Source organism: Blautia sp. DFI.3.45 (genome assembly GCF_020593505.1).
In the GTDB taxonomy this organism is placed as follows: Bacteria; Bacillota; Clostridia; order Lachnospirales; family Lachnospiraceae; genus Blautia_A; species Blautia_A wexlerae.
Genome location: NZ_JAJDMI010000003.1, coordinates 139,527 through 152,281, shown reverse-complemented (window position 1 = coordinate 152,281; position 12,755 = coordinate 139,527). Strand labels below are relative to the sequence as shown.

General features: G+C 42.3%; 8 protein-coding genes and 1 pseudogene. All 9 read left to right on the top strand.

Annotation, left to right across the window (positions count from 1 at the left end):
* The first annotated feature begins 328 nt into the window (after nucleotides 1-328).
* Entirely contained in the window at nucleotides 329-568 is a 240-nt protein-coding gene (locus tag LJE09_RS19090) for a transposase (RefSeq protein WP_110925869.1), read from the top strand.
* A gap of 294 nt (nucleotides 569-862) precedes the next feature.
* Complete coding sequence (locus LJE09_RS17885) at nucleotides 863-988, top strand: hypothetical protein (protein ID WP_255601775.1); 126 nt, start codon at nucleotides 863-865, stop codon at nucleotides 986-988.
* A gap of 217 nt (nucleotides 989-1,205) precedes the next feature.
* Nucleotides 1,206-1,955, top strand: a pseudogene (locus LJE09_RS02220) (PD-(D/E)XK nuclease family transposase).
* Between the two features lie 813 nt (nucleotides 1,956-2,768).
* Nucleotides 2,769-5,384, top strand: a complete 2,616-nt coding sequence (gene mutS / locus LJE09_RS02215) for a DNA mismatch repair protein MutS (RefSeq protein ID WP_118633726.1) — start codon at nucleotides 2,769-2,771, stop codon at nucleotides 5,382-5,384.
* 6 nt (nucleotides 5,385-5,390) lie between these two features.
* The gene (gene mutL, locus LJE09_RS02210) at nucleotides 5,391-7,442 is read left to right on the top strand and encodes a DNA mismatch repair endonuclease MutL (protein WP_022379970.1); all 2,052 of its coding nucleotides are present in this window, start codon (nucleotides 5,391-5,393) and stop codon (nucleotides 7,440-7,442) included.
* 19 nt (nucleotides 7,443-7,461) lie between these two features.
* Nucleotides 7,462-8,406, top strand: coding sequence for a tRNA (adenosine(37)-N6)-dimethylallyltransferase MiaA (miaA, locus tag LJE09_RS02205; protein ID WP_022379971.1), 945 nt, complete (start codon nucleotides 7,462-7,464; stop codon nucleotides 8,404-8,406).
* A 95-nt stretch (nucleotides 8,407-8,501) separates the two neighbouring features.
* Entirely contained in the window at nucleotides 8,502-9,776 is a 1,275-nt protein-coding gene (locus LJE09_RS02200) for a methionine gamma-lyase family protein (protein WP_022379972.1), read from the top strand.
* The gene (locus tag LJE09_RS02195) at nucleotides 9,773-10,963 is read left to right on the top strand and encodes an NAD(P)/FAD-dependent oxidoreductase (RefSeq protein WP_227310934.1); all 1,191 of its coding nucleotides are present in this window, start codon (nucleotides 9,773-9,775) and stop codon (nucleotides 10,961-10,963) included. The genes LJE09_RS02200 and LJE09_RS02195 overlap by 4 nt, the downstream gene beginning before the upstream one ends.
* Nucleotides 10,960-12,555, top strand: coding sequence for an NAD(P)/FAD-dependent oxidoreductase (locus LJE09_RS02190; protein WP_227310933.1), 1,596 nt, complete (start codon nucleotides 10,960-10,962; stop codon nucleotides 12,553-12,555). The genes LJE09_RS02195 and LJE09_RS02190 overlap by 4 nt, the downstream gene beginning before the upstream one ends.
* The last annotated feature ends 200 nt before the right edge of the window (nucleotides 12,556-12,755 follow it).

Here is a 12,755-nt window from a genome sequence, read left to right as displayed (position 1 = left end):
ATGGATAATTCCTTACTGGATGTAAGGGATATTAACCATAAATATATTGTAGTAGAAAGAAAAAAATAGATTATTACTGAATTTGTTTACGGCCTATGTCGTAAAGTCCGTAGAAGGGAAAAGGACGACTGAAATTCAAAACGCAATATCCAGACTGGTAAAAGGCAAGACGGTTCTTATTATCGTTACGAATGTTTATACAAAAAGAAAGAACACGAATGCATGAACAGAAGGAAACGGAGAAGCCGCATTCTGAATATGTGCAAAGGAAAGCTTTGTGCCAGCTGATTTGTAAAAAACTTGAGGATATAGGAACAATCACTGTAAAATAGTATCAGGAAGTATTAAAAAATATCCTTTATTAAGTGAGCTGTATACATTAACCAAAGATTTTTGTAACGTTATATTCTCAAAAAATGCTGCAAAATTAGACGAATGGATCAATACAGCACAAAAATATGATATTCCTGAATTTCAAACATTTATAAACGGTGTAAAAAAGGACTTAACTGCTGTAAAAAACGGAATCATATATTCGTATAATAACGGCTTGCAGAAGGTAGTGTAAATAAAATCAAAGTTATAAAACGAATAATGTATGGCAGAAACAGTTTTGAATTATTGAAAGCGGAAGTGTTATGCAGAAGTGTTGGTATTCATTGGAATAATAATGGGGTATTTTAATCATCCATTATGGGAGCTTATATTTTCTATATTAGGAAATTCCGGGAGAAGTCCTGGAGCGCATTGGAGAACATCTTACCTTGACAAAGCGGACATACCGTGCCCTCGGACTTGCCTTGGCGAGGATGATGCCTTTACAGGAGACCTGTATGTTCAATGGAACTCAAAAGAATCTGTTTTGGAAAAAGATGAAACAGAATTGGATGCCATGAACATCAATGATCTGGAAAGATTATGGCTGTTTCTTTGTCCGGAATTTGAGTGCAAAGGAAACAGTGTATGCTATGTGGAACGGGTAGGTTAAAAAACACCCGATGCAATTCGGGGAAAAAGTGTCTTGTAAAGGTCATTCATTGATGCTAAGATAAAATAAACAAAAGCTTTTTCGAAAATTTCTTCATAACATAAAAAGAATAAAGTGGGAGGTGACAGCGAACGTGGCAGATGAAAAAATTGTGCCAGAGAACGGATTGGAAGTACGTTACGAAAGATATAAAGGTATTATTAAGAATTTTACACTCATGAGTGACATATTTATGAGAAATGTTTTCAAACAGAGAGAATGCCTGGAATATGTTCTGTAGGTCATTATGGAAAAACAGGATCTGCGAGTAATTGATCAGATCATCCAGAAGGATTATAAGAATCTGCAGGGACGATCCGCAATCATGGACTGTGTTGCCAGAGATTCCGAAGGCAAACAGTTTGATGTGGAGATCCAGCAGGATAATGAAGGTGCATCACCTAAGAGGGCACGTTACCATAGTGGTTTGATGGACATGAACACTTTGAATCCGGGTCAGGATTTTGATGAATTACCGGAAAGCTATGTGATCTTTATTACCAGGGATGACATCCTTGGGTATGGCTTTCCTATTTACCATATTGACAGGCATATCAAAGAAGCCGATGATAGCTTTCAGGACGAAGCACATATTATATATGTGAATTCCAGAAAACAGGAAGACACAGAACTTGGGAGACTTATGCATGATCTGCATTGTAAGAATGCTGATGAAATGCACAGTCCGGTTCTTGCAAAACGGGTACATGAATTAAAAGACACGCAGAAAGGGGTTGAGCTTATGTGCCATGAAATGGAGAAAATCTACAGCGAGGGAATGGAAAGTGGGGAATTAAAGGCCAAAAAAGAAACAGCTCTTTCTCTTGCAGAAATGGGTCTGTCTGTTGAAAAAATTGCAAAAGCTGTAAATCATAATGTGAATGAAGTCCAAAAATGGATTGATGAAAATCTATGTGCAATAAAATAAGGAACGCATTTATAAATGGGCAGGTCTGTTGGGCTTGCCCTGATTTATATAATATCGTGCTTAAGAGTAAATATCCAGTTATAATAGAGCAGTTATTCTGTATCAGAGTTGTAGAGACATCAGCCTTAAATATATTGTATTAGAAAAGGATAACATTATGCCATATATTAAAAACGTTGAACATGAAAAAGTTGTCAGAAGATGTCAGAAGGGGCAATTAAGCAGAATTTGTTGAGGAATAAAAGGAAATTGAAAAAGATATTAGAAAGAAAAGAAAAGAAAAAAGATGCTGGATAATCCTGAATTTGATTATCATGGAATCCTTTATCCATCGCTTAAAAAATGATGCGAAAAACTAAAGATAAGTAAAAATAGTGTAGTAAGCAAAAGTCATCGGAGCGGATGCAGCTTACAGGAAGCCTGAGAAAACAATGCGAACACTTATGAACAATAATACCTTCATGGTACGAATTGGGCGAAGAACCCTGATTGATAAGAAAAATTTCAGAAATGGATAGATCGGCAGTCTTGAAAGGTTTTTGGGGTTGTGTTAAAATTAAGTCCAGTGCCATGCATGATCATCTATTGTTATTAGAAAAAGGATGGTAATGTTATGGAAAAAAATCTAAAAGGAAAAGAAAGCTGATCTTGCTGATGAAATGAGATTTTAGGAAGAGGTTTAAATATTTGGAAAAAACAAGAAACACTGAAGAAGAAAAAAAAATGGGTCAAAAGTGGGTCAAAGAGGAACATAAAGCATCTACAAGCCGCGTAAATACAGGGTTTCCAGTTAACACAGGGAAATTATCACCGATGATGCAGGAATACTGCAAGACAAAGGAACAATATAAAGACTGCATTCTATTTTACCGTCTTGGAGATTTCTACGAGATGTTTTTTGATGATGCGTTGCTTGTCACCAAAGAGCTGGAGATCACCCTTACAGGAAAGGACTGTGGATTAGAGGAGAGGGCACCCATGTGTGGTGTCCCTTATCATGCTGCGGAAACTTACATCAACCGTCTGATCGAGCGGGGACATAAGGTAGCGATCTGTGAGCAGGTAGAGGATCCCAAAAAGGCCAAAGGACTGGTAAAACGTGAGGTTGTAAGGATCGTAACTCCCGGAACCACACTGGATGCGGCCTCTCTGGATGAGACGAAGAATAATTACCTGATGTCTATTGTGTCCATGGAAGAACATTTCGGATGTGCTATCGCAGATATCACTACAGGTGACTGTTTCCTTACTGAGGTGGATAAACCTCAGAAACTCCTGGATGAGATCAATAAATTTGTACCTGCGGAGATCATCTGTAATGATTCTTTTTATATGTCCAATATAGATACGGATGATTTGCAGAACCGTCTGGGAATCTGTGTTTTTTCCCTGGATTCCTGGTATTTCGATGACGAATTATGCCGCCGTACATTAAAGGAACATTTCCATGTGGGTTCTCTGGAAGGACTGGGTATCGGAGATTATGATTGCGGGATCATTGCAGCAGGAGCTCTTTTCCTTTATCTGAAGGAAACCCAGAAAACAGCATTGTCCCATATGGCAACGATCCGTCCTTATGCAGCAGAAAAATATATGCTTATCGACAGTTCCAGCCGCAGAAATCTGGAACTTGTGGAAACCCTGAGAGAGAAACAGAAAAGAGGTTCTCTTCTCTGGGTACTGGATAAGACAAAAACAGCAATGGGAGCCAGAACTCTCCGCAGTTATGTGGAACAGCCACTGATCGACAGAGATGAAATCGAACAACGTCTGGAAGCACTGGAAGAGTTAAATAAAAACGGAATGCTCCGGGATGAGATCAGGGAATATCTGGGACCTGTTTATGACCTGGAACGACTGATCAGCCGTATCAGCTATAAATCTGCGAATCCAAGAGATCTGATCGCATTTGCTTCTTCGCTGGAAATGCTTCCTTATATAAAACAGGTTTTAAAAGAATTTAAAACACCTCTGCTTCAGAAAATCTATGAGGATATGGATTCGCTGGAGGATGTGACAGATCTGATCAAACGTGCCATCGTGGAAGATCCGCCTCTTGCACAGAAGGATGGAGGCATTATTAAAGAGGGCTATAATGAAGATGTAGATAAATTCCGCCGTTCCAGGACAGATGGTAAGAAATGGCTTTCAGAACTGGAGGCCAAAGAGCGGGAGCGTACAGGCATCAAAACAATGAAGATCAAATATAATCGCGTATTTGGTTATTCACTGGAGATCACCAATACTTTTAAAGATCTGGTGCCGGATAATTATATCCGTAAACAGACGCTTACCAATGCAGAGCGATACATTACCCAGGAGTTAAAAGAACTGGAAGACCTGATCCTTGGGGCAGAGGATAAGCTGTATGCTCTGGAATATGAACTGTTCTGTGATGTGAGAGATGCAGTCGGGAAAGAAGTTATGCGGATCCAGAAGACTGCCAAGGCAGTGGCTGCACTGGATGTGTTTGCTTCTCTTGCACTGGTTGCGGAAAGAAATCATTTTGTACGTCCGAAGACAAATACAACAGGTGTGATAGATATTAAAAACGGCCGTCATCCTGTTGTGGAACAGATGATAGAGAACGATATGTTTATTGCGAATGATACATATCTGGATAACCATAAGAAAAGGGTATCCATTATCACAGGTCCGAACATGGCAGGTAAGTCTACCTACATGAGACAGACTGCCCTGATCGTACTGATGGCACAGATCGGAAGCTTTGTCCCTGCTGAAAAAGCAAACATTGGAATTGTTGACAGGATTTTCACCCGTGTGGGTGCCTCTGATGATCTGGCAAGTGGTCAGAGTACCTTTATGGTAGAGATGACAGAGGTTGCCAATATTTTGAGGAATGCAACTGCAAGAAGCCTTCTGATTCTTGACGAGATCGGACGTGGCACCAGTACATTTGACGGTCTTGCCATTGCCTGGGCTGTGATCGAGCATATCAGCAATACAAAGCTTTGTGGTGCAAAGACATTATTTGCCACCCATTATCATGAGCTTACTGAACTGGAGGGTAAAATTCCGGGAGTTAATAACTACTGTATTGCTGTCAAGGAAAAAGGGGACGATATTGTATTTCTGCGTAAGATCGTTCAGGGCGGCGCAGACAAAAGTTATGGTATCCAGGTTGCCAAGCTTGCCGGTGTTCCGGATTCTGTGATCCAGAGAGCAAAGGAACTGGTGGAGGAACTAAGTGATGCGGATATTACGGCAGCAGTAAAAGACCTGACATCTGCGAAAAAGAAAAAGCCTGTATACGATCAGATGGATATGGCACAGATGTCTCTGTTCGATACAGTTAAGGATAACGATATCATTGATGAGATAAAAGGTCTTGATATGGGGAATATGACTCCTATCGAGGCAATGAATACACTTTATAACCTGCAGAACAAGATTAAGAACAGATGGTGATAAAAGTTGAGAAAAATTGCAGTATTAGACCAGCAGACCATAGATAAGATCGCTGCCGGTGAGGTAGTGGAACGTCCGTCCTCCATTGTGAAGGAGCTTGTGGAAAATGCAATTGATGCAGGAGCAACTGCTGTAACAGTGGAGATCACAGACGGCGGCAAAAAGATGATACGTATCACAGATAATGGCGGGGGTATGGAAAGAGATCAGGTACCCCTGGCATTTTTGCGTCATGCCACCAGTAAGATTGAGAAGGTTGAGGATCTGGAACACATTGCGTCTCTTGGATTTCGCGGTGAGGCTTTGTCCAGTATTGCTGCTGTTGCACAGGTGGAACTGATCACAAAAACCCCATCTGCATTAAGCGGCGTCCGTTATGTGATCAACGGTGGTGTACAGGAGTCTTTAGAGGATATGGGAGCACCGGAAGGAACTACTTTCCTGGTGAGAAATCTTTTTTACAATACACCTGCTAGAAGCAAGTTCCTGAAATCAGATACTACGGAGGGAAATTATGTCAGCACTTTGATGGAGCAGCTGGCATTGTCCCATCCTGAGATTTCTTTTAAATATATCCAGAATAAACAGGTGAAGCTTCATACTTCCGGAAATTACAATGTGAAAGATGTGATTTATAATATATATGGAAGAGATATCACCAAAGCACTTCTTGAGGTATCCTACGAGAATGATTTCATGAAGATTGAGGGTTTTGTGGGAAAACCGGAGATTTCCAGAGGTAACCGTACCTTTGAGAATTATTATATTAACGGACGTTTTGTAAAGAACCGGATCATTGCAAAGGGGATAGAGGATGCCTATAAGGGTTTTCTCATGCAGCATAAGTTTCCCTTTGTTTCTCTTCATATTCAGATGGAGGGAAATGATCTGGATGTAAATGTGCATCCAAGCAAGATGGAGGTGCGGTTTGCAAGAGGAACAGAAGTTTATGATGCAGTTTACGAGACAGTCCACAAGGCTCTTACCACAAGAGAAATGATCCAGACAGTGCCTTTTGGAAAAGAAGAACCGATTAAAAAGCAGCAGCCTGTGGTAAAACCGGGGGATGTACCGGAGCCATTTGAAACCAGACGTCGGGCTGAAATTCCGGAGTATCGTCCACAGACTGTAAATACAGCTTCCAGGGTTTCTGAGCATACCGCACTACCACGAGGAACTGTTACAATGGCAGAACAGGCAGTGCGTGAACAGCAGATCTATCAGACTAGGGATCCTCTTACCAAGGCAGAGGAACAGCTTTTTGAGGGAACACTAAGCGATAAAAAGAATGAAGAACAACCGGTATTTTCAGAGACAAAGCAGGAAATTGCAGAACAGAAAACTGCAGAATATCTGAAGACTGCTGTGGATTCAGAAGGAAACAGAAAACAGATAGAACAAAACAAAAATGTAATATCAGAAGAAATCAGACCACAGCAGCTGGAATTATTTGAGGAGAAACTTCTTGCTCCTGAATCCCGAAGCCGTCATCAGCTGATCGGACAGATTTTTGATACTTACTGGCTTGTTCAGTTTGAGGATAAATTTTTTATTATCGACCAGCATGCGGCACATGAAAAGGTTTATTATGAGCGTTTCGTAAAAAGGTTTCGTGAGCAGACAGTAGAATCCCAGTATCTCAGTCCGCCGCTGATCGTATCCCTGAATCTTCAGGAAGAAGCTCTTCTTAAGGCTAACCGTAAATATTTCGAGGATTTTGGATTTGAGATTGAACCATTTGGCGGTAAGGAATACTGTATCAATGCAGTCCCGGCCAATCTGTACGGTCTTACGGAGGAAGAACTTTTTCTGGAAATGCTTGACAATCTTGCTTCTGAGAAGGATAAGGATCCACTTGGAATCTTTGCTTCCAGACTGGCCACCATGGCATGTAAGGCTGCGGTAAAGGGAAATCACCAGATGTCCGACCGGGAAGCAAATGCCTTGATCGATGAACTGCTCACACTGGAGAACCCCTATCACTGTCCTCATGGAAGACCGACGATTATTTCCATGACTAAAACAGAACTGGAAAAGAAATTTAAACGTATTGTATAGTTTATATAAAGGAGCTATTATGAAAAAGCCACTGATCGTTCTTACAGGACCGACGGCAGCAGGAAAAACCCATCTATCCATCGCTCTTGCGAAAGCAGTAAACGGAGAGATCATTTCTGCTGATTCCATGCAGGTCTACAAATATATGGATATTGGATCAGCTAAGATCCGGCCGGAGGAGATGCAGGGAGTAAAGCATTATCTGGTAGATGAACTGCTGCCTCAGGAAGAATTTCATATCGTGAAATTCCAGCAGATGGCAAAAGCTGCCATGAAAGAAATTTATGCCAAGGGGAAAATTCCTGTTCTGGTAGGAGGAACCGGATTTTATATACAGGCTATTACAAAGGATATTGATTTTACTCAGGCAGAGCAGGAAGACGGATACCGTCAGGAGCTGGAACAGCTTGCTGCAGAGAAGGGAAATGAATATCTGCACCAGATGCTTTTGGATGTTGATCCTGTCAGTGCCGGGGAAATCCACGCCAATAATGTAAAACGTGTGATCAGGGCACTGGAGTTTTATCATCAGAACCAGTCGCCGATCTCCGCACATAATCAGGAGCAGAAGGAACACGAAACCCCTTATAATCTGGCATATTTTGTGCTGAATGTACCAAGGGAACTTCTTTATAAACGGATTGATGACCGTATTGATGAGATGTTAAAAGAGGGACTCCTTGAGGAAGTGCAGAAGTTAAAAGATATGGGATACCACAGGGGGATGGTTTCCATGCAGGGACTTGGATATAAAGAAATCCTTGCATATCTGGATGGCGAGTATCCGTTAGAGGAAGCGGTCAGGATCCTGAAAAGAGATACCAGACATTTTGCAAAACGCCAGCTGACCTGGTTTCGCAGGGAGAAGGATACCATCTGGATGAATAAGGATGAATTTGACTATAATGAAGACAGAATCCTTGATGAAATGCTGAAGGTATGCAGGGACAGAGGAATTTTATAACCGAATTTTTCTTAAAAATCACTGATACAGAATAAGTGAAATTCAGAGATAAAATAAAGATAATAATGCAAACAGAAATGAGGACGAAACAAATTATGAAAGAAATGTACGCACAGCTTGGGATTTCTTCAGAGGTTTATGACTTTGGTCATAAGATTGAGGAATCTTTAAAAGAAAGATTTGAAAAATTTGATAAAACGGCAGAATATAACCAGATGAAGGTGCTTCTTGCCATGCAGAAAAATAAAGTAAGCGCAGAATGCTTCGGAAGTTCTTCCGGTTATGGATATGACGATATTGGCCGTGAAACACTTGAAAAGGTTTATGCAGATACTTTCCATACGGAAGCCTGTCTGGTACGCCCGCAGATCACATGCGGAACTCACGCGCTGGCCATTGCCTTATTCGGTAATCTCCGTCCGGGTGATGAACTTCTGGCACCTGCCGGAAAGCCTTACGATACTCTGGAAGAGGTGATCGGCATCCGCCCGTCAAAAGGTTCTCTCGCAGAATATGGAGTAAGTTACCGTCAGGTGGAACTGTTAGAAGACGGAACCTTTGATTATAACAGCATCCGTAAAGCAATCAATGAAAAGACACGTCTTGTGGAGATCCAGCGTTCCAAAGGATACCAGACACGTCCGTCTTTCTCTGTAAAGCAGATTGGAGAACTGATTTCTTTTGTAAAGAGTATTAAACCGGATGTGATCTGTATGGTGGATAACTGCTACGGTGAGTTTGTAGATACCATTGAGCCAAGTGATGTGGGAGCTGATATGATTGTTGGTTCTCTGATCAAAAATCCGGGCGGCGGACTTGCGCCTATCGGCGGTTATATTGCAGGTACTAAGGAGTGCGTGGAGAATGCTTCTTACAGAATGACCTGTCCCGGACTTGGCAGTGAGGTAGGCGCAACTCTGGGAGTCAACCGTTCTTTCTTCCAGGGATTTTTCCTTGCACCAATGGTTACCAAGGGTGCGTTAAAGGGAGCTGTGTTTGCGGCAAATATTTATGAGAAACTTGGATTCCCGGTAATCCCGGATTCCACAGAGCCACGTCAGGACATCATTCAGGCAGTAAGCCTTGGCACACCGGAAGGTCTGATCGCGTTCTGTAAGGGTATTCAGGCAGCAGCTCCGGTTGACAGTTATGTGGATCCGGAGCCATGGGATATGCCCGGATATGACAGTCAGGTTATCATGGCAGCAGGTGCTTTTGTGCAGGGTTCTTCTATCGAACTTTCTGCAGATGGTCCGATGAAGCCTCCATATGCAGTGTATTTTCAGGGAGGACTTACCTGGGAACATGCAAAACTGGGTGTTCTGATGTCCCTGCAGAAAATGGTTGATAAAGGACTTGTAACTTTATGAAAAAAAGACAGGTAGTGATCACAGGAGCAGGAGCCTGTGGACTGATGGCAGCGATCATGGCAGCCCGAAACGGGGCAGCAGTCACTGTTCTGGAACAGAACGAGAAACCCGGAAAGAAAATCTGTGCTACAGGAAACGGCAGATGTAATTTTTCCAATCTTGCAAGACCGGATGATGCATACAGAGGCGAACATCCGGAATTTGTCGAAGATGCACTCAGAGAGTTTTCTGTCCAGAATACCATTGAGTTTTTCAAAGAGATAGGAATCTATCCTTTAAACAGGAACGGCTATCTTTATCCGAGAAGCAATCAGGCGCAGAGTGTTGTAGATGTACTGTGTATGGAGGCTGCCAGTCTGGGTGTGAAAATAAAGACAAACGAACAGGTTACAGAAATAAAAACCGGGACAAATGAAAAGAATTTCCAAATCCTGACAAAAGGATGGCACTATGATGCAGATGCACTGATACTTGCCAATGGATCCCGGGCATCTTCTGTTTCAGGTTCAGACGGCAGCGGATATATGCTGGCAGAGAGCTTTCATCACCGCATTGTCCCGGTTTATCCGGCACTTACTGCCCTGAAGTGTAAAGGTTCTTCTTTTAAGGCATGGGCAGGCGTACGTACAGAAGGAGAGATTTCTCTTTTTACAGATGGGAAATTCTGTAAATCTGAACATGGCGAGCTACAGCTTACAGAATACGGAATCTCCGGAATCCCAGTGTTTCAGCTCAGCACTTATGCAGTACGTGCAGTCAGAGAAGGACATAAAGCAGAGCTCCGCATTAATTTCATGCCGGAGCTGTCAGAAGAAGAATTAAAGAAACTTATGTATGCACGAAAGAAGGCATGTCCCTATAAAAAAGAAAAAGAACTCCTGGTGGGACTTTTCCCGGAAAAGCTTATCAAAATCCTTATATCACAAAAACAACTGGTTTCTGCCATAAGGGAATTTCCTCTTGAAGTGCAGGATGGTATGTCATTTTCACAGGCACAGGTCTGCTCCGGGGGAGTAGATACCTCACAGGTAAATTCTCAAACCATGGAGTCAAAGCTCTGTAAGGGTCTGTATTTTGCAGGGGAGCTTCTGGATATTGACGGTACATGCGGCGGATATAATCTGCAATGGGCATGGAGCAGCGGCGCAGTGGCCGGCAAAAATGCAGCAAAGGAGGAGAAAAATTGATTCGAATTTCACAGTTGAAACTTCCGATCACACATACAAAGGCACAGCTCGAAAAAAAGATTGCAAAAACATTAAAAAATCCCGGAAACAGTTTTACTTACGAAATAAGAAAGCAATCTCTGGACTGCAGACACAAAAATGACAAAATCTTTGTATATACTGTAGATGTAACGATCAGAGATGAACAGAAACTCGCCAAAAAAGTTAACAATAACAACATTATGTTAATCAAAGAGAAACCATATGAATTTCCCTCTCCGGGTGAGACACCTCTTTTACATTCTCCCGTTATTGTGGGAAGTGGTCCTGCAGGGCTTTTCTGCGGATGGTATCTTGCGAAGGCCGGATATTGTCCAATAATACTTGAACGCGGAGAAGAGGCTGAGAAACGTCAGAAAACAGTAGAGAATTTCTGGAAAAATGGTGTTCTTGACCCTGAGTCCAATGTACAGTTCGGAGAGGGCGGCGCCGGCACCTTTTCCGACGGAAAGCTGAACACGCTGGTAAAAGATCCTTACGGACGTAATCATGAGGTACTGAAGCGTTTCGTAGCTGCCGGCGCACCGGAAGAAATTATTTATCAGCAGAAGCCACATCTGGGAACGGATGTGCTGGTTGGTATTGTTGAAAAAATGCGTCATGAAATCGAAGAAATGGGAGGAAAATTCTGCTTCCGTTCCAAGGTGACAGATCTGATTTTTGAGAACAATACATTAAAAGAAATTGAGATCAACAATGATAAGAGAATCCCTGCACAGGTCTGTGTACTGGCACCAGGACACAGTGCAAGAGATACTTTTGAAATGTTACAGAAACGTGGTGTTTATATGGAGCCAAAGTCATTTGCAGTGGGGTTGCGTATTGAACATCCTCAGGAAATGATCAATATGGATCTTTATGGAGAGCCTGAGAATGAATTACTTGGTGCAGCCAGCTATAAAGTAACCCATAAGTGTGCAAATGGCAGAGGTGTTTATTCTTTTTGTATGTGTCCGGGCGGATATGTTGTAAATGCATCCTCTGAACCCGGTCGTCTCGCAGTGAACGGAATGAGCTATCAGGCACGTGATTCCAGAAATGCAAACAGTGCCATGATCGTCACAGTCACACCAGAAGATTTCCCGGATAAAGGAGTTCTTGGCGGCGTAGAATTCCAGCGTGATCTGGAGAAAAAAGCATGGGAGCTCGGAAAAGGAAAAATTCCTGTTCAGCTGTTTGGTGATTTTTGCAAAAATCAGGCAAGTGAAGCATTAGGAGAGGTTACTCCCTGTATGAAGGGAGAATATATACTGACAAATGTACGCTCTGTTCTGCCAAAAGCAGTAGGCGATTCTATTGAAGAAGGTGTCATAGCCTTCGGAAAACGAATTTCCGGATTTGACAGAGAGGATGCACTGCTCAGTGGCATTGAAAGCCGTACTTCTTCCCCTGTAAGGATCGTACGTGATCAGGAGCTCACAGCAAATATGGCGGGAATTTATCCATGTGGCGAAGGTGCAGGTTACGCAGGCGGAATCACAAGTGCTGCCATGGATGGAATCAAAGTTGCTGAGACTGTATGCCGAAAATATGCGGCTATAAAAAATAATTGATCTCTTAAGCGGGATATTACCGATAACCAGTAACCCAGTAACGTTACTGTTCACTCCGTTCACAGTAACGTAGCCAAAATTCATTCCAGATTGCCTGCGGCAATGGAATTTTGGCTTGTATGTCTCGGGATTTTGGCGTATTCATGCCAAAACACCTCGCGGGACAGTGGTGTGTGAACAGTAACCCAGTAACTATAAAG